This window comes from Demequina sp., from assembly GCF_047975725.1.
In the GTDB taxonomy this organism is placed as follows: domain Bacteria; phylum Actinomycetota; class Actinomycetes; order Actinomycetales; family Demequinaceae; genus Demequina.
In genome coordinates, this window is sequence record NZ_JBKEED010000028.1 from 47960 (window position 1) to 69679 (window position 21720).

Genomic DNA, 21720 nt, shown 5'->3' on the forward strand with positions numbered 1-21720 from the left:
TAGGCTCGAATCGTTGAAGCGCTTCGACAATGGCGACGAGGAACCGACGAGGAACCATGGAAACCACCCCTGACCTGCCGCGACACGCACCGCGCGTGCGCTACGGCGGCGACTACAACCCCGAGCAATGGCCTCGCGACACGTGGGACGAGGACATGCGCCTCATGGTCGCCGCGGGCGTCAACCTCGTGACGGTCGGGGTGTTCAGTTGGTCCACCATCGAGCCCGCGCCAGGCGAGCGCCGCTGGGCCTGGCTTGACGAGATCCTCGACCTGCTGCACGCCCACGGCATTGGCGTGGACCTCGCCACCCCGTCCGCTTCTCCGCCCCCGTGGCTCGGTCTCGACCACCCGGAGACGCTCGCCGTCGACATCAACGGCGTGCGCATGAACGCCGGCTCGCGCAACCAGTTCTCCCCCGCGTCCCGCGTGTATCGGGACGCGGCGCTGGCGATCACCCGCGACCTCGCGGAGCGTTACGTCGGCCACCCTGCCGTCGAGATGTGGCACGTAGGCAACGAGTACGGCCAGATCGACCACGGCGATGAGGCCGCGCGGGAGTTCCGGCGGTGGCTGCGCGAGCGCTACGGGTCGATCGAGGCGCTCAACGACGCATGGGGAACCACCGTGTGGTCGCAGGGCTATCGCGACTTCGACGATGTGCTGCCGCCGCGCGCGATGCCCTACCTCGTGAATCCCACCCAGTCGCTGGACTTCCGGCGCTACTCGTCCGACCAGATGCTCGCGTGCTACGCCGAACAGCGCGACGTGATCCGCGCCGCAGGCGCGACCCAGCCGGTCACCACCAACTTCATGGGCTTCTTCCCGCACGTCGACTACCGCACCTGGGCGGACCAGGTCGACGTCATCGCCGACGACCAATACCCCGACCACGGCTCGCCTCACGCGGCGTCGACCACCGCGCTCGTGCAGGACCTCATGCGCTCGCTTGGCGGCGGTAAGCCGTGGATGCTCATGGAGCAGGCGATCTCCTCAGTGTCGTGGCGCGAGCACAACCTGCCCAAGAGCTCCGCGCAGGCCCGACTCGACTCGCTCCAGGCGGTCGCGCGAGGCGCGGACGCGGTCTGCTTCTTCCAGTGGCGCCAGGCGCGCTACGGAGCCGAGCGCCACCACTCGTCGATGCTGCCTCACGCGGGCGAGGACTCCGAGGTGTTCCGCACGGTGTGCACCCTGGGCGCCGACCTCGCGAAGCTCGCTCCCGTCGTAGGGCAGCGCATTGACGCCCGCGTGGCGCTACTGTTCGACTGGCCGTCGTGGTGGGCCACCGAGGAGCCCGGCAAACCCACCCAGCGCTTGTCCACCGTCGACGAACTGACCCGCTGGCATCGCTCGCTGTGGCGCCGCGGCATCGCAGCCGATGTGGTGGCCGCCGAGTCCAGCCTGTCCCGCTATGACGTGGTGCTCGCACCGCACAGCTACATACTCACGCCTCAGGCGGCGGCCAACCTGAGCGCGGCCGTCCACAACGGCACTCACCTCGTGGTGGGCGCCTACAGCGGCGTTGCCGATGAGCGGGGCCACATCCTCACGGGCCGCTCCCCCGTCCTCCTGCGCGATCTCCTGGGTGTCAGCGGCGAGGAATGGGGCGGCCTGCCCGACGAAGGCGTCCGCCTCGAGGCCGACCGCACGTGGGACACGGCCCCGGATGACGGCCTGACTGCGTCTGTCCTGGGCGAACGCCTGCGCGCCGAGGGCGCCACGGTGCTGGCCTCCTTCGCCTCGGGCGACCTCGCAGGCCTGCCCGCCGTGACGCGGCGCACGACCCCGTCGGGCGCCACCGCAACCTATGTGGGCGCGGTCGTGTCGGACGAGGTGCTCGACGCGCTCATCGCCGATGCGCTGGCTGAGGCCCGTATCGACGGCGCCACCGGCGACCACGAGATCAGCGCACCGTCGTTGGCGGACATCGCGCTCGCGAGCACCATCGCGAGCGATCTCGACCCCCTCGCCGTGCCAGCCGTGCCTCTCGATGCCACCGACACGGGTCGAGCGGCCCTGCTACCGGAGGGGCTCGAGGCGGTGCGCCGCGGCGATGTCTTGTTCTTGCTTCACCACGGGGACCGCGAGGCGCGCGTGCGCTTGGCCGGCCCCCACCATGACCTGCTCACCGGCTCCACGGTCGCTGACACCGCGATCCTCAAGCCGGGCGACGTTCTCGCACTGATCGAAGGAGACCACGCGTGACCCACCACCCGACAACGGAAGCCCCCAGCGCATCGGCCGCCTTCCGTGATACCTCGCTGAGCGCCCACGAGCGCGCGGCCGACCTGCTGGCGCGCCTCACGCGCGAGGAGCGCATCGCGATGCTGCACCAGGCGATGCCCGCAGTGGAGCGCCTGGGCGTAGGCGAGTACCGCACCGGCTGCGAGGCGCTCCATGGGGCCTCGTGGATGGGCGTCGCGACGGTGTTCCCGCAGCCCGTGGGACTCGCGGCGACGTGGGACACGGACCTCATCGAGAGAGTCGCGGCGGCGACCGCGACGGAGATTCGTGCCAAGCGTGCCGAGAACCCCCTCGTGAGCCTCAATGCGTGGGCACCAGTGGTCAACACCCTGCGTCACCCGCTGTGGGGCCGCAATGAGGAGGGCTACTCCGAGGACCCCCACGTCACCGGGCTCTTTGGTGCGGCGTTCTCGTGGGGTCTGCGCGGGCGTGATCCGATCGTGTGGCGCATGGTGCCTGCACTCAAGCACTTCTTGGGCTACTCGAATGAGACGGACCGCTCGGTGACAAGTTCCGAGATGTCGCTGCGCACCCTCCACGAAGAGGAGCTGCCCGCCTTCCGTCCCGCGCTCGAGGAGGGCGCGGCCGGCGGCATGATGCTCGCCTACAACCAGGTCAACGGCGTGCCCGCGCACACCCAGCCGGAACTGGTGGCGGAGGCTCGCTCGTGGGCGCCTGGCTCGATCGCCATCGTGTCCGACGCTGCGGCGCCCACCTTCTTGGTGACGTCGCAGCGCGCCCAGCCCGACCACGTGGCGGCCGCCGCGGCACTCATTGGTTCGGGCCTCGACTCGTTCACCGACAACGACGCGAACGCGGCGCCGACGATCTCCTACGTCACCGCCGCTCTCGAGAACGGCACGCTCACCGACGAGCAGGTCGATGCCGCCGCGATGCGCCTGCTCGAGATGCGAGTACGTACCGGCGAGTTTGACGGCGACGCGGACCCCTACGGCGACATCACGGCCCAGGACATTGATGCCCCGTCGTCGCGGGTGTTGGCGCGCGAGGCCGTCGCCAAGTCTGTGGTGGTGCTGCGCAACGATGCCGGGGTGCTGCCGCTTGCATCGCCGGCGCGCGTCGCCGTCGTCGGCCCGATGGCCGATGCGGTGCTCACCGACTGGTACTCGGGCACCCTGCCGTACTCGGTGGGCATCGGCACGGCGCTGGGCGAGCGCTTCCCAGACGCCACCGTGTCGGTCGTCACGGGCGCCGACACCGTGACCCTGCGCGCCCACTCGGCATGGGCCTACCTTGCCTCCAACGAGGACGGGTCGGCAGTGCTGGCCGACGCGCCTGACGGCACCGCCGCGGGGTCGTTGTGGGACGTCACGGATTGGGGCGACGGCGTGCTGACCTTCCGTTCGCACGCGAGCGGCAAGCTGCTCACGGGCGGCGCATGGCCTGCGCGCGCGGACGCCACGCGCGTGGGCGGATGGGTGGTCCAAGAGAGCTTCCGCAAGCACGTGCACGCCGACGGATCGTGGTCGCTGCTGCACTTGGGCTCGGGCCGCTGGCTCCGAACGATGCGCGACAACGGCTTGCTCGCGGCCGATGCCGTGACACTGAGTCAGGCCGAGAAGTTCACGGCCCGCGTGGTCGTCTCTGGCGCCGCGGCGGTCGCTGCAGCGGCTGCCGCCGCCGACGTGACGATCGTGGCGGTGGGTAACGACCCGCACCTGTCCGGACGCGAGACCGAGGACCGCCCCCACCTGTGGTTGCCCGAGTCAGCCGCCGAGGTGTGGCGCGCAGCCTCCGAGGCGAACGCGACCACCGTCCTCGCCATCGTGTCGAGCTTCCCCTACATCTTGGGCGGCGACCTCGCCGAGGCCCCCACGGTCGTGTGGACCTCGCACGGTGGGCAGGAACTGGGCCACGGCGTGGTCGACGTGCTCGCGGGCGACGTCGAGCCCCACGGCCGGCTCGCACAGGCCTGGCCCGCGGACCTCCACCAGGTGGGCGACCTGTTCGACTACGACACGTTGCGCCAGCGGGCAACCTACCGTCACCAGCCGTCGCAGCACCTGTTCGCCTTTGGGCACGGGTGCACTTACGCGGACGTCACGTACTCGGCGGTGTCGCTGTCGACAAGCGTTGTCGATGCCCCCGAGCCGACCCACACGCACGCCGCCTTCGTCCCCCGCGAGGGTGAAGTGACGGTCACCGCGACCGTCACCGTCACGAATGCGGGCGACCGTCCGGCCGATGAACTCGTGCAGGTGTACGTGCTTCGTCATGAGGAACTCGAGATTCCGACGCCGCTGCGCCTCCTCGTGGGCTTCGAGCGCGTGCGCCTCGCAGCGGGCGAGACCCGCGACGTCGCGGTCGTCTTCCCTGTGCCGCGCCTGTCCGTCTGGGACGACGCCGTGCGAATTGAGGGCGCCGTCGACGACTGGCTTCACGGGGGCGCGCTGCGCGTTCAGAAGGGCGAGTATCGCGTCGCGGCCGGCGCCTCGGCGGGTGATCTTTCCGTCAGTGAGGTGCTGACCGTTCAGTAGTCGATCTGAGTCACTCGCCCTAGAGGTGAGCCGGGTCCTCCTGCGGACTCACGCTGCGTGGCAACCTGCGGTGCCAAGCGGATGTGATCGCCCGGCTCCCCCGTGCCGCGCGGCGTGGCGACGAGGACAATGGGGTCCTGGTCGCCGCGCCGCGCAGCACCCTGGACTCGAGGCACGCTGAGCTCGCAGCACGCTGGACTCGAGGCACACTGGACTCGAGGCACACTGGGCTCGCAGCACGCTGGGCTCACAGCACACTGGGCTCACAGCACGCTGGAATCAAGCCAGACTGCACTCGCAGCACACCGGCTACCGCACGGCATCTTCGCGTGCCCATGCTTCGCGCGCCCATGCGAGCACCATTGCTTCGTCCTCGGCGGTGACGCGGGGCCAGTGGTGGTCGCCGCCCGGATCAAGCCCCCGCACGTCGACGTCGAACACCGCGTCGCCTCCGGGCAGCGCTCTCCCGTCACCCGCGAGTCCCGGTGGAGGAATGAACCTCACCCTGTTGCCCACGATCTCGATCTCCCACCCCTGCCGGTGGACGTCGTGGTGGCATCGCGTGCACAACATCACACCGTTCGATAGGTCAGTGCGGCCACCGTGCATCCACCACCGAATGTGGTGCGCCTCGCAGTGCTCGGGTGGCGCATGGCACTTGGCGCAACCACCGTCGCGTTCGATGAGCGCCCGCCGCTGCGCCTCAGTGAAGCACCGACGTTCGCGTCCCCAATCGAGCACTTCGCCCGACGCCGAGAGCACCTCCGGGATGAACCCCGCGTCGCCCGCGAGCCGGCGCAGTTCTGGCACCGACACGGGAGCGTTGATCCCGTCGATGGAGCCCCACCCCTGACCGCTCATGAGGTCCGCGAGTGACATGCGCACCACAATCGAGGTCCGTACCCCTGATCGCGTCGTCTCTCGACACCCCTGAGCATGGCGCGCGAGGTCGAAGAGCGCATCGAGCCGCATCTGCCCCACCGTGCGGTGTTCGACAAGCGCCTCACCGGAGCCTGGCTCACGAACCCCGCCGCGCGCCTCGCCACCATCCCCCGGTCGCGCCTGAGCGCGCACCGACAGCGTCGCCATCTGCTCGAGAACGTTGATGATGGGCGCAGCCGTCACCGCGTCGCACTGCCCGTGGAACGTCACCATCCCGGTGTGGTCCTGCTTCCACCACAGGTAGCGTTCGGCGTGGAGGCGCTGCTCCTGCTCACGGTGACGGTCAATATCGACACGCGCGACGGCCCGCGCCACCATCCGTCCCACCTCGTGCACGCGCATGGTGACGGCCTTGGCCACGAGCCGCGCCTCGAGTTCCACGAGCGCGGCCTCCGATAACGAGGGTGCGACGGTATTGAGCCCCGTGACCACCACTCCCGCGGCCTCGACCGAGAGCTCACCTGCCAGCGACGCCTGGGCCACCCTGGAGTACTTGGCCGTCGCCTGCTGAGGGTGCGCGCGGGAGCCAGCCGGCGCATCGGCCGTCACTGTGGCACCTGGCACGGGGACGAAGGCCTCCCCAGCGGCCACCACGCGCCTGGCGCGCGCCACGCTCGAGCCTGTGAGGCGCGACACCATGCCTCCTGCGTCACCGTGTCCTTCGCGCCTCGCGAGCCCACCGTCCGAGAAGTCGGGGCCGGACCTGCGTGCGATCTCCCCAGCAAACCGCGCCGACCACGCGCCCGCCACCTTCTCGAGCCGCGCGACGGCATCGAATTGGTCGAGTAACTGACGCCGATCGAGATCGCTCACCGGAGCCTCAGCGAGCGCGCGCAACTGCTCCACCAGTTGCTCGATGTCTCGCGTGGAAACGGCCATGACGACAGTTCATCAGAGACCTCTGACATCGACGCTCGGGACCGCGCGCGCCATACGATGGGGGGCACCCGAATCCGCGACCTACCACCGAGGACGGCCCATGAGCGCGCTCACGACGGACCAGTACGAGCTCACCATGGCCGCGAGCCATCTCGCTCACGGGCGAACCGCCACGGCGACCTTCGACCTGTTTGTGCGCCGCCTGCCACCCGAGCGTCGGTTCCTGATCATGGCTGGCCTCGCTGATGCGATCGAGCACCTCCACGACCTGCGCTTCACCGAGGACGAGGTCGGCTACCTGCGCACCCTCGGGATCTTCACCGACGAGTTTCTCGCCTACCTCGCGAGCTTCCGGTTTTCCGGGGAGGTCTGGGCGATCCCCGAGGGTGAAATCGTGTTCGCCGGCGAACCGCTCGTGCGCGTGACCGCGCCGCTCATCGAGGCGCAGATTGTCGAGACGGCGCTGCTCGCACTCATCGGCCACCAGGTCTCGATCGCTTCGAAGGCCGCGCGCGTCGCGATCGCGAGCCAGGGCAGATCCTTCGTGGACTTCGCCGCCCGCCGCGCCCACGGACCCGAGGCCGCACTGCACGGCGCGCGCGCCGCCTACCTCGCGGGCGCGGACGCCACCAGCAACGTCCTCGCCGGCAAGACCTACGGCATCCCGCTCAGCGGCACGATGGCGCACTCCTATGTCATGTCGTTTGAGGACGAACGTGAAGCGTTCCGCACGTTCGCGCGCGACTTTCCCCGCGCATCGGTCCTGCTGATCGACACGTACGACACCCTGCAGGGCGCGCGCCATGTGGTCGAAGTCGCTCACGAACTGGCGTCTGAGGGCATCAAGATCCAGGGAGTACGGCTCGACTCCGGCGACCTCGCGGCGCTGTCACAGCACGTGCGGCGCATTCTCGACGAGGGCGGTCTGAGCGACGTCAGAATCATCGCGAGCAGCGACCTCGATGAGCACCGCATCGATGACCTCCTCACGGCCGGCGCGCCCATCGATGCGTTCGGAGTCGGCACTCAGATGGGCGTCAGCGCCGACGCACCCGCGCTCAGCGCCGTCTACAAACTGGTCGAGTTCGACGGTCACCCCGTACACAAGCTCTCCCCTGGTAAGGCCTCGCTTCCGCGGCGCAAGCAGGTGTGGCGCGTCGAGTCAGACGGGGCCATCGTTGGCGACACGGTCGCCCTGGAATCCGAGGGAGACCTTCCCGGACGGCCGATGCTCGTGCAGGTCATGCACGGCGGCGCACCCACCGCGCAGGCTGGGTTGGGCGCGGAGGGGCTTTCGCAGGCACGTGACCGATGCGCACGCGCCCTGGCAACCCTGCCTCCCCGTTTGCGAGCGCTGGGGCGTGGCGACCGTGAGGCTCCCGTGTCGCTGTCTCCAGGACTCCAGGCGCTGGCCTCGCCCGCGTCCTGAGCCGCGGGTGTCGATCCCGCCACACGGCCGATGTCGTTGTCACTGGTAGGCGTTACATTGGCGCGCAGCGCTCCCACGGTGGAGTTGCGCCCGGCAAGGAGGCGAGATGACGCACAGCGGGCAATCGCCGCGCCCCCCGACGCCGCGCCTTCCGGCACCGGGTTGGCTCCCGGATCCCTCCGAGAGTGACCTCGAGCGCTTCTGGGACGGCTCCCGCTGGACCGGGCGCATTCGCGACCGCCACACGCGCGTGGAATCTGCCCCGCCCGCGCATCTCACGTATGCGCCACGCACCTGGACCACTGACGCCGCGTGGGGCGAGGACACGTCGCGCCGAGGCCGTCGCCGGGCACGATCCGCTCGCCGCCGCGATCGTCGCGCCCGTACTGACGCCCGCAGGGATTGGCGACGCGGACTCACCTTGACCGTGGCAGTGCTGCTGGTGTGCGGCTACTCCTATCAGTGGGCACTGTCGGGAGGCTATGTGCCGTCCTGGGCAACGCCCGCCGCGCTCACGGCGGCCTTCGGTGCACCCGATGCGCCCTCCACCGACTACCCCACCTATGGCTCCACCGACCTGGTCACCTACCTCGAGGCGAGCATGGTCGAGCAACGGGACGCGATCAACGTCACCTACTGGTCTCAGAACGTGGGACTCGACGGAGTGTCCGACGCCCTGCTCGAGGCCGCGTCACAGAACCCCTACGTTTTCGTCCGCGGCTGGAGCACTCTCAAAACCACCGCGACGGTGACCGTCCAGCCCGAGTACATCTACGACTCCGGTGAGGCCGACCGACGGCGTACCGCTACCCGGCAAGCAGCCGCCGATGCGCTGGTGGCCTCAGGCGCATCGGCCGCCGTGTCGGATGCGGACAAGGTCACCGCCATCCACGACTGGATCGTCTCCCACGCCACCTACGACATGGGCGTGTTCGAGGCCATCGAAGCGGGCGAGGAATCGCCGCGCGTAGACCAGTCCCAAGAGGCCTACGGGATTCTCGTCATGGGCACGGCCGTGTGCAACGGCTATGCGATGGCATTCACCGCGATGGCGGAGCAGGCCGGGCTCGACTCGGTGGTCGTGACAGGCTCGGACTCTGCCGGACTCACTGGCGGTAGCCACGCGTGGAACAAAGTGCTCGTGGATGGCCAGTGGCTGCTCGTGGATGCCACCTGGGATGACCCCATTGGCGGCACCGAGGTCTACAACGACTACCTCATGCTCTCCCCCCGCGACCCGCAGCTCGCGACACGTACGACCGACACCGACTGGGTCGTGGACGGCAACCTCGGGGCGTTTGGCGCTTAGCGACTCGTGCTTGCTGACGGCCCGTCGCCGCGGTGCCCGTGCCCTGGGTCCGGTGCGCGCCCGGCCTCCCTGCACCCAGCCCCTGTGCGCCCGACCTGCTTTGCTCCCAGCCCTGCGTGCACCCAGCCCCTGTGCGCCCCCAACCCCGTGTGCGCCCCCAACCCCGCGTGCGCCCCCAACCCCGCGTGCGCCCGACCCGGTTGATACCCGTCTCGACGCGATCCAGCGAGTCCGAGCGCGCTGGATACCCGCGCAGGCATGTCGCGCCGAACCGAGCGCCCGGCGTCGCGGCGCACAGGGACGGGTATCAGGCGCGCATTCGCCGCCCAAGACACGTCGAGACGGGTATCAACCGCGCGGGCGGGGGGCATTGGGGCACTGCGGCACTGCGGCACCGAGGCCGCTGAAGCACGAAGGCACTCGAGCGCGGGCGGCACGGGGCCACACGAGCGCAACCCCCACCGTCAGGATCGATGCACCCCTCCTGCGCCGTCGACGGTCAGCACCACACGGTCGTACTTGCGGTTGGCCAGGCGGTAGATCACGTAGATGAGCCACAACCCGCCGGTCACGATTACCAGCAACGTATTGCAGAACCACCCGACGCGGCGCTGTTTGGCGAGCACCACTTGAGTGGGCGTGCGCGACTCAATCCCGTACCCGCGCGCAACGTAGCGCGCCACCTCGGCATCGAGCAAGGCTGACCCCATCTCGACCTACCTTCCATTCCCGCGACGCCAGGCGCCGTCGTCGCGCACCCACACTTGGGCGGCTCCCAGTGGGCAGACATTGTCATCAAACCAGTACGTCTGATCGGGGTTCCAGCCAGCGATGACGCTCGCATGCTCGCCGTCCACGGTGATCGCAGTGCCGGCCGCCTCCAGATAGGCGCGCACCTGCAGGTGAACTCCTGAATAGTGCTCGGCCACGGCGGCCCAGTCCGGCACCACCCATGCGCCGGTACGCCCCGTCGTCCGGTACCAGTCGTGGCGCACCTGAGCCGTGACCTTCATCGGGAAGCGGCGGCACAGGTGTGCCCACGCTTGCGCGCTATCGACCTCGTAGACCCGCAGCCCGGCCGGCACGTCGATCACCGACACCTCCGCGCGCTCCCACCCAAACCCGTCCTCGACGCACCACAGCCCCACCGGGGCACCACTGTCCAACGCCCGCGTGCTGGCAACCAACTCGACCGCGGGCCGCGACCACCACTCGCCCGACCAGCTGTCCGTCGGGTCGGAGGAGCGCTCGGCCATGGCGACCTTTTCCTGCGCGATGACTCGCTCGCGCTCTGCGACCAGCAACGAATGCACGGCGGTGCCGAGATCCGGCTCGGGCCACTCGGACCACTGCACGGAGCGCTGCCGCACGAGCGACACCGGCTCGCTCCACCACGACACCTGGGGCGACGCGGCCACGTGCACCGCCACGTGGCGCAGTGCAGCCCGCATAGACGCCGACGCACACAGCACGTCCTCCCCGTCAGGCTCCTGCCAGTACCGGGCCTGGTCGACCGCGCTCGCGAGGGCACCGAGGAGCACCTCGGGGCTAGCCTGGACCAGGTCAAGGGAGTTGAGCCGCCGCGCGACCTCGTCGATGGTCATGGGAGCACCGACTTCTGGAGAGACTCCGCTCGCCGGCACCGCCGCCTCGCCCAGATAGAACGCCCTCACCCGCGAGGTACCCGCCCCGGGATCAAGGTGGTAGCTCGCGTCGAACACGGCGGCACTGAACGCATCGTCGCTGTACTCGATCCCCGATGCCCGCTCGCACTCCAGAGCGAACTCAAGCAAGAGGCGCCGTCCACGCGGCCCGGCAACCAGCGCATCGGCCGTCGATGGCGCTGCAAAAGGAGCGTTCATGCGTCCCCCTGACACTGTCCTGCCTCATCCTCGCACGCATCACTGGGGCCGCGCGCGGGGACTCACGTCCCACGGACAAACGTCCCCACCCACCCCCCTCGCAGCAGGCGTACGGTCGAAGTAAACCGAATCAAGGGAGACCATCATGGGAAAACTCGTCGTATGTGGTGTTGACGGCAACTTCGGAGGGTACGCGGCCCAGGTGCTGCGCGAGCTCGTGCCGGCCGACAGGATCCGCGTCACCGCTCCCACCGCCGATGCGCTGGCCGAATACCAGGCAGCCGGCATCGAAACCGCGGTCACCAACTTCAACGACCCCGAAGGCCTGGTCGCCGCGTTCCAGGGCGCCGACAAAGTGCTGATCGTGTCGATGCCCTTCGTGGGCCCCAAGCGCCGCGCCGCGCACAAGAACGCTGTGAACGCATGCGTCGAGGCGGGCGTGGGCCAGGTGGTCTACACCTCGCTCGTGAACGCCACCGACCCCGAGAACCCGAGCATTGAGAAGATCGACCACGCGTGGACCGAGGCCTACGTGCAGTCCACCGAGCTCGACTACGTATTCCTGCGCAACTCGCAGTACGCCGAGGCCATGATCACCGCCTACTTCGGCTCGATCCCCATGGGCGAGATGGCAAACAACTCGGGCGACGGAGTCATGGCTTTCATCTCCCGCAAGGACTGTGCGCGCGCTGCGGCCCACGTGCTGGCCAACCCCTACCTGCACCACCAGGTGCTCAACATCAACGGCGCCGAGGCGATGACCATGTCGCAGTTCCGCGAGCACGGCAACGCCGCGACGGGCAACGCGCTCGGCTGGCGTTCCCTGAGCGACGAGGAGCAGTACCAGGTCTTCGACGCCATGGGCGTGCCCCGCACCACTGACGGCGACTTCCTCGACGACTCCGAGGCGCCCTTCTCCTCCGAGGGAATGGTCACCTTTGGCGAGGCGATTCGCCTGGGCAAGATGGCCGTGTGTTCGCGCGACTTCCAGATCGTGACGGGCCGGGGGCCCATCTCAGTGGCCGAGATGTTCGCGGACGCCGACAACTACCAGGTGGGCGCGCGCCACTCCGTAGACGACTGACCTTTCGCTGACACAGCACAGCCCGGCCGATGCGCGAGCACGGCCGGGCTGTGCTGTGTCAGTTTCGCCGCGCGCCCTCGTGTTCCCCCGCGCCACCGACCCCGTCCCATCCACCGGTTGATACCCGTCTCGACGGGCTTCACGCGATGGGTGCACGTGGGATACCCGTCGGTGCAGCGCGCGCGAGGTGACGGCAGGCTGCGGCACCTCGATCCGAGCTCAGACTCCGGATCAAGCCGATGCGGGTATCAGGCGCGCACGCACTCCACCAGACCCGTCGAGACGGGTATCAACGGGGAGGGCGGGATCACCCCTACCGGACGCTACCGCGAGCGGCGACCACCGCGGCCGGACGAGAAGTCCGCGGCCGAGCGGAAGCCAGTACCTTGCGACTTCCCACCCTGCGAAGCGCCGCCACGACCGCGCCCACCTTGGCGACCGCTCCCCTGGCTCGGCTTCGCCGACTGGTGTCCGGCATCGTTGCGGTGGCCGTTCGCCGTGCCGCGCGATCCGGCGGTAGCCGAAGCACCACGCGTGCCAGTGGCGTTACCGCTGCGACCGCCGCGACCACGGGCACCCGAGGCGTTGCCACGGCCCTGGCTTCGCGCCGCGGATCCGTTACCGCCGCGGTTCCCGTTGCCACCACGCTGCGGCCGCGCCGGAGCCTTCTTGGCGGCCACGGCCGGGTCGACATACTCCGCGACCTCACCCACGAGCGAGGCGACCTCGGGAGAGGAAGCCGTCACGCGCATCGGCTTGACGGAAATCTTGGCCTTGCGCAGCAACTGGTCGGTGTCGCGCTTCTGCTCGGGCAGCACAAGCGTGACCACGTCACCGGACGAGCCGGCACGCGCGGTGCGGCCCGAGCGGTGGAGGTACGCCTTGTGCTCGGCGGGCGGGTCCACGTGGACCACGAGCTCGACGCCGTCCACGTGCACGCCACGTGCGGCGACGTCAGTCGCCACCAGCACCTTGGCCTCACCCGACGAGAACGCCGCGAGGTTGCGGTCGCGAGCGTTCTGCGACAGGTTGCCGTGCAGATCAACGGCAGGGATGCCGTCCTTGGTGAGCTGCTGGGCCAGGCGCTTGGCGTGGTGCTTGGTACGCATGAACAGCACGCGACGCCCCGTACCCGATGCCAGGGTGCGGATGACGGCCTTCTTGGCTTCCGCATCGGCGAGGTGGAAGACGTGGTGCGTCATGGCCTCGACGGGGCTTTCGGCGGAGTCGACGCTGTGCGTCGTGGGGTTGTTCAGAAAGCGCTTGACGAGTTTGTCCACGCCGTTGTCGAGCGTCGCGGAGAACAGCATGCGCTGGCCGCCGCTCGGGGTGGCGGTGAGGATGCGGGTCACACCAGGCAGGAAGCCCAGGTCGGCCATGTGGTCGGCCTCGTCGAGGACGGTGATCTCCACGGAGTCGAGGCTCACGATCTTTTGACCCATGAGGTCCTCGAGGCGGCCGGGGCACGCGACGGCGATGTCGACGCCGCGACGCATCGCGACCTCCTGGCGGTGCTGGCTCACGCCGCCAAAAATCGTCGTGGTGGTGAGACCGTAGGCGGCTGCGAGCGGCGCGATGACCGCGTCGATCTGCGTCGCGAGTTCACGCGTGGGTGCCAAGATGAGCGCGCGCGGGCGGCCGGGCTTGGCGCGGCCCTTGCCGCGACCCAGGCGTGCGGCGATGGGCAGCGAGAACGCCAGCGTCTTGCCGGAGCCAGTCTTGCCGCGGCCCAGCACGTCGCGGCCGGCGAGGGTGTCGGGCAGCGTGTCGGCCTGGATGGGGAACGGGGTGGTCTTGCCGTCGAGCTCGAGCACGTCGGTCAAGGTGGTGGGCACGCCGAGGTCGGCGAAGGTGGTGGTCATGCTTACGGGTGAGCCTTTCGGGCTACGGGCCGATGCGCGGGCTGGCTTTCGCAAGCGCGCGTGGGTTCCCCTCGGGTGAGGGCACCGGCGGTGGTGGCGAATCGCGAAGGTGTCCGCGTCCGTTCGCCGAAGAGAGGAATTCTACGAGCCTGGCGCTGGCCCTTCCCTCAAGGGAACTGGGCTCTGGCGCCGGCGAGAAGTGGAAGCAATCTGCGACGCGTGCCCGGCAGGTGCCGGAACACAATCGTTAATGATATCAGGTGGGTTGCTGATCGACCAGGCGCTACGCGGCGCGTCTCGTGCGCACTAACCCAGATGCAAGCCGTGCTCTTCTAGAATCGCCTCATAGAGAGAACGGCCGGCGCGTTCAACGCGGTCATACTCCAGGCGCGCTTCTAGTCACTCGAGTCCGTCGGCATCCGCACGGAGGTCCCACAAGTCACTCGCGATTCGAGGGCGACATCGACGTGGGGCCGAGGCCGCCGATGGCGAGGCCTCATACGCGGCGTTCGTGGAGCATCGGCCCGATGTCCTGGTGCTGGACTTCGGGATGCCCATGCTCGACGGACTCGAGGTGGCCTCGCGGGTGCTTGCCGAGCATCCCGAGCAACGCATCCTCATGCTCACCCGCCATGCGTGGCCGGGGACGCTGCGACGAGCATTCAAGCTGGGGATTCGAGGGTTCCTGGGCAAGCACTCGTCGCTCGAACTCATCGCAGAGGCCATCGCTCAGGTACACGCGGGCGGCAGGCGCATCGACCCCGCCGTCTCCGCCCAGGCGCTCATCTAGGACTGCCCCCTGACGGACCGAGAATTGGACGTCCTGCGAGTGGCGAGCGACGGCTACTCCGTCACGGACATCGCGCGCAGGCTCCAGCTCGCGCAAGGCACGGTTCGCAACTACCTGTCGAGCGCGATTGGCGAGACTCATGCGGCCACCAGGCACGATGTCGCCCGCTGCGCGCGTGAGCAGGGGTGGATCTAGGCGCCATGCCGGACTGCACACCCCCATGACCACAACAACGAATGTGGCTTTGTGTTGCATTGAGTTTGTTTGTGTGGTTCTATCGGATGAGCCGGACATAGGAGTTCACCCAGATGTATGCCACGGAGCGACAGCAGCGCATTCTGAAGATCGCGCGCACCGAAGGTCGCGTGGAAGTCGCATCACTCGCCGATGCGCTCGACGTCACGACCGAGACCATTCGCCGCGACCTGACCGCACTCGAGCACAAGGGCGCCGTCCGTCGCGTCCACGGCGGTGCCATCCCCGTCGAACGCCTCGAACTCGAACCGACGCTTGCCTCCCGCAGCGCTCAGCGCACTGACGTCAAGCGCCGGATCGCGGCCCGGGTCCTGGACGAGATCCCCGCAGGTGGCACGGTGCTGCTCGATTCGGGCTCCACCACGCAGGCGATCGTCGATCTGCTCCCGGCCGATGCGGCACTCACCGTGGTCACCAACTCGATTCCCGCCGCGGCCGCACTCGCCGGACGGCCCAACCTCACGTTGCTGGTCCTTGGCGGGTCGGTACGCGATACCACCGCGGCGGCCGTGGGCGACTGGACCACCCAGGCGCTGGCGGGCCTCGTGGTCGACGTCGCCGTCCTCGGCACCAACGGCCTGTCCGCCGCACGCGGCCTCACCACTCCCGACCAGGCCGAGGCGCACGCCAAGGCTGCGATGGCCAACGCCGCTCGCCGGGTCATCGTCGCCACGGACTCCTCGAAGGCGGGCGACGATCACCTCCACCGCTTCGCCTCCCTCGAGCAGGTGGACCTCATCGTGACCGACAGCGGCCTCGCCGACGACATCGCTGACGAGCTGCGCGAGGCCGGGCCCGAGGTGGTGTGCGCATGATCGTCACCCTCACCCCCAATCCCAGCGTGGACCGCGCGATCACCGTCGCACGCCTGGCGCGCGGCGAGGTCAACCGCGCCACCGAGGTGCACGTCGATGCGGGCGGCAAGGGGCTCAACGTCGCCAGGGCCGTCACCGCACAAGGCGGGGACGCCGTCGCCGTTTTCCCCGCGGGCGGCGCCGAGGGCATCCTGCTCGGCGAACTGTTGGACTCCGCCGGTGTGCCTCGCACCTCCGTGCCCGTCGCCGGTGCCGCGCGCGTCAACATCACCGTCGCGGAGCCCGATGGCACCACCACCAAGCTCAACGAGCCCGGGCCGCGCCTGAGTGCCGAGGAACTTGCAGCGCTCGTCGACGCTGCCGTGGACCGTGCAGACGCCTCGGCGTGGCTCGTCGGTTGCGGCTCTCTGCCTCCCAGCGCGCCCGATGACCTCTACGGCACGCTCGTCAAGCGCGCTCACGCGCGCGGCACCAAGGTCGCCATCGACACCTCCGGCCCGGCGCTCGCCGCGGCGGTGGCCGCCTCCCCCGACCTCATCAAGCCCAATCACGAGGAACTCGCGGAACTCGTCGGCCACCGACTCGCGACCCTCGCAGACGTGCTCGATGCCGCCCGCGCTCTCGTGGACGGCGGCGTCGAGACCGTGGCGGTCAGCCTCGGCGCCCACGGCGCGCTGCTGGTCACGGCCTCCACCGTTCTCCACGCCCGCGCCACGGTCGAGCGTCCACTGTCCACGGTCGGCGCCGGCGATTGCATGCTCGCCGGTCTGCTCCACGGACTGGCCACCGGGCTCGACCACGCTGCGGCCCTGAGCGCCGCGGTCGCATGGGGCTCAGCCGCCGTGAGCCTTCCCGGAAGTCGTGTCCCCGCCCCCGCCCACCTGGCCGGCGTCATCGTCCACCTCACCACCACCCCGGACCTCACCATGGAGCTGGGTCAGAGTTGACCCACGGAAGGACTGACAATGCCCCTCATCGATGAGACGCAGGTTGTCCTCGACCTCACGGCCGACGACCGCCACGCCGCCACCCGGGTGCTCGCCGAGCGCCTGGTCGCCACCGGACGCTGCACCGACCTCGAGGCCTTCCTCGCCGACGTACGCAAGCGCGAGGAGACCATGGCCACCGGCCTTCCCGGCGGCATCGCCATCCCCCACGCTCGCTCAGCGGCGATCACCGAACCCACGCTGGGCTTCGGGCGCCTCGCGACAGGCCTCGACTGGGGCGCCAAGGACGGCACGGCCGATCTGGTGTTCCTCATCGCTGCTCCCGAGGGCGGCGGAGAGGCCCACATGCAGGTCCTCCCCAAGCTCGCCAAGGCACTGATGAAGAGGGAGTTCACCGCCGCGCTGCGCTCCGCGACGTCCGATGCCGAGGTCGTCGCCCTGGTGCAGGGGGAGGTCGGCGAGGCGGTGCCCGCCGCGAGCGCCGCACCTGCACCTGCACCCGCACCCGCACCCGAGGTGAGTGCCGCCGCCGAGCCGGCAGGCGCATCGGCCGGGCTCACGTTCGTGGGCGTCACCTCCTGCCCCACCGGCATCGCTCACACCTACATGGCGGCCGAGGCGCTCGAGCGCGCGGCGGCCGATGCAGGTCACACGATGCTGGTGGAGACGCAGGGCTCGGCGGGCGCCAACCCGCTCACGCCGGAGCAGATCGCCGCCGCCGACGCGGTCATCTTCGCCCACGACGTCGAGGTGCGCGGTGCCGACCGCTTCGCAGGCAAGCCGCTCATCGACGTCGGCGTGAAGAAGGCCATCTCGGACGGCCCGGGGCTCATCGCCCAGGCGGCGGCCAAGTCCGCCGAATGGCGCGCCAACCCCGAGGCTCGGACGGTGGCGCCCACCGCCGGGGCGACGGGCGGACTGTCGTCGAAGGTCGACACCAAGGCGGGGATCGGCACCCAGATCCGCCAGTGGCTGATGACCGGCGTGAGTTACATGATCCCGTTTGTCGCCGCGGGCGGCATCCTGATCGCGCTGTCGTTCATGCTGTCTCAGGTCGCCCTGGGCGAGTCCGGCGCCATCGAGATCGTCAAGTACAACCTCACGTCGGACGACGCGTACAACATCGCCCAGAACTTCGACTTCGCCTCCCTGACCGCCTGGGCAGCGCTGCTGTACGTCATCGGCGCGGCCTCGTTTGGCTTCCTGGTCCCGATCTTGTCGGGCTTCATCGCCTTCGCGATCGCCGACCGGCCAGGTCTGGTCCCCGGCATCGTCGGCGGCTCCGTCGCGGCGACCATGGGTGCCGGATTCCTCGGCGGCATCGTCACCGGTGTCCTAGGCGGCCTCGTGGCCAAGTGGATCGGCTCGTGGAAGGTTCACAAGGGCGTGCGAGGTGTGATGCCGGTCGTCGTGATCCCGCTGCTGTCGAGCTTCATCACGCTGGGCCTGTTCATCACCCTCCTGGGTGGACCGATGGCCGCGCTGTCCGATGCCCTCAACGAGTGGCTGACCAGCCTGCAGGGCGGCTCCGCGTTCGTGTTGGGCCTCATCCTTGGCGCGATGATGGGCTTCGACCTCGGTGGTCCCGTGAACAAGGTCGCGTACTTCTTCGGCACGGCTGGTTTGGCCGCCGCCGGTACCGCCACCGATGCACCGGCGCTGACCATCATGGCCGCCGTCATGGCGGCAGGCATGGTCGCCCCGCTCGCCATGGCGCTCGCCACCACCTTGCGTCCGAAGCTCTTCTCCGAGCCCGAGCGCGAGAACGGCAAGGCCGCGTGGCTGCTGGGAGCATCGTTCATCTCCGAGGGCGCGATCCCCTTCGCGGCAGCAGACCCGATCCGCGTGATCGTGTCCTCCGTGTTCGGCTCTGCCCTCACCGGCGGCCTCATCATGGTCTTCGGTGTCACCCTGCGCGCCCCGCACGGCGGCATCTGGGTCCTACCCCTCATGGGCGGCTTCCTGTGGTTCCTCGTCGCCCTCGCGGCAGGCGTGGCCCTCACCACCGCCATCGTGCTCGTCCTCAAGTCCCGCGACTGCAAGAACGTGACCGCCTCCGCGGTCGCCATCGCCTAACCCCTCAACCCGCGAACCTCAATACAAGGAGAACTGTCATGGCACAGCGCACCGTCACCATCGCCTCGTCCGTCGGGCTTCACGCCCGCCCCGCCGCCCTATTCGTGGAGGCAGCCCAGGAGACCGGGCTCGACATCGAGATCGGCCGTCCCGGCGAGGACGCCGTCGACGCGACCAGCATCCTGGGCGTCATGGCGCTCGGCGCCAAGCACGGCGAGGAGGTGGCACTCACCGCAGAAGGCGACGGCGCCGATGCCGCTCTCGACACCCTTGTGGCACTCCTCTCGCGCGACCTCGACGCGGAGGGCTGAGATGTCGGGCGACATTCGCACGGGCGTGGGCGTGAGCGCCGGCACCGTGGCCGGACCGGTGGTGCATGTTGCGCCACCGGTCCAGGCCCCGGCCGACGAGCCCGCCCCCACCGACTCCGGAGCCGCCGTCGACGCGGTGCTCGGCGCCTTTGCGGCTGTCGCCACCGACCTCGACGAGCGCGCCGCGGTGGCCGATGATCACGCGAAGCCGATCCTGAAGGCCACCGCGCTGATCGCCCGCGACAAGCAGCTCGCCAAGGAGGCAGGCAAGCAGGTGGGCGCCGGCAAGGGTCCCGCTAGCGCGATCGCGGCCGCCGTCGAGACCTACGCGGCCCAGTTCGAGGCCCTCGGCGGGTACTTCGCCGAGCGCGTCACGGACCTGCGGGACGTGGGCTCGCGCGCCGTGGCGGCTGTGCTCGGCGTCCCGATGCCTGGGGTTCCTTTCTTGGAGGGGCCGTCCGTCATCGTCGCCGAGGACCTTGCGCCCGCGGAGACGGCCGCGCTCGACCGCTCCAAGGTGGTGGCAATCGTCACCGAGGCCGGCGGCCGCACCTCGCACACCGCCATCCTCGCCGCGCAGATGGCCATCCCCGCCGTGGTCCAGGTGGACGGGGCGACGTCCATTCCTGCCGGGACCGTCATCGCTGTCGACGGCGACACGGGCGAGGTCACCGTCGAGCCCGACATGGAACTGATCGAGGCACAGCGGGTCAAGCGCGAGCGGCGTGCCGCTGCGCTCGCCGGAGTCTCAGGGCCCGGGCGTACCGCCGACGGCCACCCCGTGGCGCTGCTGGCGAACATAGGCGGCGTGGACGACGCCGCCGCGGCCGGCGCCCAGGACCTCGAGGGCGTGGGACTGTTCCGTACCGAGTTCGTCTACCTCTCGGCGACCACGATGCCGTCGGTCGAGGAGCAGGCGGACGTGTACCGTGCAGTGCTGGCACCCTTCGATGGCCGCCGCGTAGTGGTTCGTACGCTCGACGCGGGCGCCGACAAGCCGCTCGCGTTTGCGAACCTGGGCGAGGAGGACAACCCCGCGCTGGGCCGCCGAGGCCTACGACTGTGCCAGGCGATGCCCGAGCTGATCGACTCGCAGTTGTCTGCGTTGGCGCTGGCGGCGCGAGACACCGGCGCCGACGTCAAGGTCATGGCGCCCATGGTCGCGACCGCCGAGGAGGCCGCCTGGTTCGCCTCCCGTGTGCGCGCGGCGGGTCTTCCCGCCGCCGGGGTCATGATCGAGGTACCCGCGGCGGCGCTGCGCTCGCGCCACGTGCTCGCCGAGGTCGACTTCGGCTCGCTCGGCACCAATGACTTGGCGCAGTACACGATGGCCGCCGATCGCATGGAGGGAGCGTTGTCCGACCTGCTGGACCCCTGGCAGCCGGCCGTCCTCGACGTGGTGGCAGCCGCGTGTGCGGGCGGCGCCGAGACCGGCAAGCCGGTGGGTGTGTGCGGCGAATCCGCTGGTGACCCCTACCTGGCATTGGTGTTGGCTGGCCTGGGCGTCGCGAGCCTGTCGATGGCGCCGTCGAAGGTGCCCGCCGTCAAGCTCGCCCTGTCGCTGCACAGCATCGCTGAGTGCCGGGCGCTGGCTGCGGTGGCGCGTGCTGCGTCGTCGGCTAGCGCGGCCCGCGATGCGGTGCGCGCCGCAGCGAACCCGGAGCTGTCAGCGATTCTCTAGCCACGCCCGTTCCGGGCCCGGCGCCGCCGGTCACACGCCTCCTCCTGGTGTGACCAGCGGCGCTGAGTAGTGGGCGGCGCTGCGTTGCGGTCGACGCGGAGTTGTAGGCGGCGCGTCTAGACCTGCGCCGCGAAGGCTGCGGCGCGAATCTGCAGCTCGGCGATCTGGATGTGACGTGCCTCTTCGACGTCGAAGCCCTCGTACCAGGTCTTGGGAGGACGCCGCACGTTGGCGGAGCACTGGAAGTCCTCGCAGATCAGCGAGCCGAGGGTGTTGCCGTTCTTGCCCGCCTTGCCCGAGCGCTTCGCGTTGTAGAGCACCACGTCGTTGGGCAGGGTCGCGTCGTTGCACCACGAACACTGCGCACGGGTACGCGGCATCGAACCGGGGTGGCGGAACAAGATGCCGATCACGTCGCCCTCGAGCGTGGGGACGATGGCGTAGGCGCGGCGCGCGAGCTTGGGGTCGCGCCAGCCGAGGAGGTCGAGTCGGTCCCAGTCGAGGGAGTCGAAATCGGCGGGCAGGGTGAGGTCGGAGACCTCCTTGCGGGACGCGTTGATGAAGGAGGCGCGGACGGCCTTGTCATTCAGGGGAAGCATGAGGTGTCGCTTTCTGCGAAGCCTGCGGCGCTCACGGCGCACATGCGGGCGGAGTTTTCAGGGTCGACGCTGTGGGCTGCGCCTGATGGCGCAGCCCGGGGCGGGATTACCTGATGCCGGCGCTACGCGCGCCGACCA

General features: G+C 69.6%; 17 protein-coding genes and 1 pseudogene. 13 read left to right on the forward strand and 5 right to left on the reverse strand.

Annotated elements, in window-relative coordinates; all coding sequences use genetic code 11:
• The first annotated feature begins 56 nt into the window (after positions 1–56).
• Positions 57–2204 carry a beta-galactosidase gene (locus ACK5NO_RS10320; protein ID WP_416812592.1) on the forward strand — a complete coding sequence of 716 codons (2148 nt, stop codon included), beginning with the start codon at positions 57–59 and terminating at the stop codon, positions 2202–2204.
• Positions 2201–4741: a glycoside hydrolase family 3 C-terminal domain-containing protein gene (locus tag ACK5NO_RS10325; RefSeq protein WP_416812593.1), complete on the forward strand. Its 2541-nt coding sequence runs from the start codon at positions 2201–2203 to the stop codon at positions 4739–4741. The genes ACK5NO_RS10320 and ACK5NO_RS10325 overlap by 4 nt, the downstream gene beginning before the upstream one ends.
• Before the next feature lie 309 nt (positions 4742–5050).
• On the opposite strand, the gene ACK5NO_RS10330 is transcribed toward ACK5NO_RS10325, so the two are convergent.
• Complete coding sequence (locus ACK5NO_RS10330) at positions 5051–6562, reverse strand: DUF222 domain-containing protein (protein ID WP_416812594.1); 1512 nt, start codon at positions 6560–6562, stop codon at positions 5051–5053.
• A gap of 100 nt (positions 6563–6662) precedes the next feature.
• On the opposite strand from ACK5NO_RS10330, the gene ACK5NO_RS10335 reads away from it, so the two are divergent.
• The 3 genes and pseudogenes from ACK5NO_RS10335 to ACK5NO_RS10345 all read left to right on the forward strand — a co-directional run bounded on the left by ACK5NO_RS10335 (position 6663) and on the right by ACK5NO_RS10345 (position 9300).
• The gene (locus ACK5NO_RS10335) at positions 6663–7991 is read left to right on the forward strand and encodes a nicotinate phosphoribosyltransferase (RefSeq protein ID WP_416812595.1); all 1329 of its coding nucleotides are present in this window, start codon (positions 6663–6665) and stop codon (positions 7989–7991) included.
• A gap of 106 nt (positions 7992–8097) precedes the next feature.
• Positions 8098–8223, forward strand: a pseudogene (locus ACK5NO_RS10340) (DUF2510 domain-containing protein); the annotation flags it as partial.
• Positions 8224–8418: 195 nt separating this feature from the next.
• On the forward strand, positions 8419–9300 hold the full coding sequence (locus tag ACK5NO_RS10345) for a transglutaminase domain-containing protein (protein WP_416812606.1): 882 nt from the start codon (positions 8419–8421) through the stop codon (positions 9298–9300).
• Positions 9301–9764: 464 nt separating this feature from the next.
• Here ACK5NO_RS10345 and ACK5NO_RS10350 read toward each other — a convergent pair whose 3' ends face one another.
• Together ACK5NO_RS10350 and ACK5NO_RS10355 are read right to left on the reverse strand one after the other, a co-directional pair.
• Complete coding sequence (locus ACK5NO_RS10350) at positions 9765–10010, reverse strand: hypothetical protein (protein ID WP_416812596.1); 246 nt, start codon at positions 10008–10010, stop codon at positions 9765–9767.
• A gap of 6 nt (positions 10011–10016) precedes the next feature.
• Positions 10017–11162 (reverse strand): hypothetical protein, encoded by a 1146-nt coding sequence (locus ACK5NO_RS10355; protein ID WP_416812597.1) that lies wholly within the window; start codon positions 11160–11162, stop codon positions 10017–10019.
• A 145-nt stretch (positions 11163–11307) separates the two neighbouring features.
• On the opposite strand from ACK5NO_RS10355, the gene ACK5NO_RS10360 reads away from it, so the two are divergent.
• On the forward strand, positions 11308–12246 hold the full coding sequence (locus ACK5NO_RS10360; RefSeq protein WP_416812598.1) for an NAD(P)H-binding protein: 939 nt from the start codon (positions 11308–11310) through the stop codon (positions 12244–12246).
• A gap of 323 nt (positions 12247–12569) precedes the next feature.
• On the opposite strand, the gene ACK5NO_RS10365 is transcribed toward ACK5NO_RS10360, so the two are convergent.
• Entirely contained in the window at positions 12570–14108 is a 1539-nt protein-coding gene (locus ACK5NO_RS10365) for a DEAD/DEAH box helicase (RefSeq protein WP_416812599.1), read from the reverse strand.
• A gap of 448 nt (positions 14109–14556) precedes the next feature.
• Here ACK5NO_RS10365 and ACK5NO_RS10370 point away from each other — a divergent pair, with 448 nt between their 5' ends.
• From ACK5NO_RS10370 to ptsP, 7 genes are all read left to right on the forward strand, one after another.
• Entirely contained in the window at positions 14557–14898 is a 342-nt protein-coding gene (locus ACK5NO_RS10370; RefSeq protein ID WP_416812607.1) for a response regulator, read from the forward strand.
• Between the two features lie 9 nt (positions 14899–14907).
• Positions 14908–15093, forward strand: a complete 186-nt coding sequence (locus ACK5NO_RS10375) for a response regulator transcription factor (protein ID WP_416812608.1) — start codon at positions 14908–14910, stop codon at positions 15091–15093.
• 113 nt (positions 15094–15206) lie between these two features.
• Positions 15207–15968, forward strand: a complete 762-nt coding sequence (locus ACK5NO_RS10380; protein WP_416812600.1) for a DeoR/GlpR family DNA-binding transcription regulator — start codon at positions 15207–15209, stop codon at positions 15966–15968.
• Positions 15965–16915: a 1-phosphofructokinase gene (gene pfkB, locus ACK5NO_RS10385; RefSeq protein ID WP_416812601.1), complete on the forward strand. Its 951-nt coding sequence runs from the start codon at positions 15965–15967 to the stop codon at positions 16913–16915. Before ACK5NO_RS10380 ends, pfkB begins: the two co-directional genes overlap by 4 nt.
• A gap of 18 nt (positions 16916–16933) precedes the next feature.
• Positions 16934–18991 carry a PTS fructose transporter subunit IIABC gene (locus ACK5NO_RS10390; RefSeq protein WP_416812602.1) on the forward strand — a complete coding sequence of 686 codons (2058 nt, stop codon included), beginning with the start codon at positions 16934–16936 and terminating at the stop codon, positions 18989–18991.
• A 38-nt stretch (positions 18992–19029) separates the two neighbouring features.
• Positions 19030–19302 (forward strand): HPr family phosphocarrier protein, encoded by a 273-nt coding sequence (locus ACK5NO_RS10395; protein ID WP_416812603.1) that lies wholly within the window; start codon positions 19030–19032, stop codon positions 19300–19302.
• 1 nt (position 19303) lies between these two features.
• Positions 19304–20983 carry a phosphoenolpyruvate--protein phosphotransferase gene (gene ptsP, locus ACK5NO_RS10400; RefSeq protein ID WP_416812604.1) on the forward strand — a complete coding sequence of 560 codons (1680 nt, stop codon included), beginning with the start codon at positions 19304–19306 and terminating at the stop codon, positions 20981–20983.
• Between the two features lie 116 nt (positions 20984–21099).
• Here the strand turns inward: ptsP and ACK5NO_RS10405 are convergent, their stop codons facing one another.
• The gene (locus tag ACK5NO_RS10405) at positions 21100–21582 is read right to left on the reverse strand and encodes an FBP domain-containing protein (RefSeq protein WP_416812605.1); all 483 of its coding nucleotides are present in this window, start codon (positions 21580–21582) and stop codon (positions 21100–21102) included.
• Positions 21583–21720 lie beyond the last annotated feature (138 nt).

What these genes read in the sequence shown, in the direction of transcription:
- ACK5NO_RS10390 (WP_416812602.1), top strand. Translation starts at nt 16,934, where the DNA reads ATGCCCCTCATCGATGAGACGCAGGTTGTCCTCGACCTCACGGCCGAC.
- ACK5NO_RS10355 (WP_416812597.1), bottom strand. Translation starts at nt 11,162, where the DNA reads ATGAACGCTCCTTTTGCAGCGCCATCGACGGCCGATGCGCTGGTTGCC.
- ACK5NO_RS10380 (WP_416812600.1), top strand. Translation starts at nt 15,207, where the DNA reads ATGTATGCCACGGAGCGACAGCAGCGCATTCTGAAGATCGCGCGCACC.
- ACK5NO_RS10330 (WP_416812594.1), bottom strand. Translation starts at nt 6,562, where the DNA reads ATGGCCGTTTCCACGCGAGACATCGAGCAACTGGTGGAGCAGTTGCGC.
- ACK5NO_RS10320 (WP_416812592.1), top strand. Translation starts at nt 57, where the DNA reads ATGGAAACCACCCCTGACCTGCCGCGACACGCACCGCGCGTGCGCTAC.
- pfkB (WP_416812601.1), top strand. Translation starts at nt 15,965, where the DNA reads ATGATCGTCACCCTCACCCCCAATCCCAGCGTGGACCGCGCGATCACC.
- ACK5NO_RS10365 (WP_416812599.1), bottom strand. Translation starts at nt 14,108, where the DNA reads ATGACCACCACCTTCGCCGACCTCGGCGTGCCCACCACCTTGACCGAC.
- ACK5NO_RS10395 (WP_416812603.1), top strand. Translation starts at nt 19,030, where the DNA reads ATGGCACAGCGCACCGTCACCATCGCCTCGTCCGTCGGGCTTCACGCC.
- ACK5NO_RS10335 (WP_416812595.1), top strand. Translation starts at nt 6,663, where the DNA reads ATGAGCGCGCTCACGACGGACCAGTACGAGCTCACCATGGCCGCGAGC.
- ACK5NO_RS10350 (WP_416812596.1), bottom strand. Translation starts at nt 10,010, where the DNA reads ATGGGGTCAGCCTTGCTCGATGCCGAGGTGGCGCGCTACGTTGCGCGC.
- ptsP (WP_416812604.1), top strand. Translation starts at nt 19,304, where the DNA reads ATGTCGGGCGACATTCGCACGGGCGTGGGCGTGAGCGCCGGCACCGTG.
- ACK5NO_RS10405 (WP_416812605.1), bottom strand. Translation starts at nt 21,582, where the DNA reads ATGCTTCCCCTGAATGACAAGGCCGTCCGCGCCTCCTTCATCAACGCG.
- ACK5NO_RS10360 (WP_416812598.1), top strand. Translation starts at nt 11,308, where the DNA reads ATGGGAAAACTCGTCGTATGTGGTGTTGACGGCAACTTCGGAGGGTAC.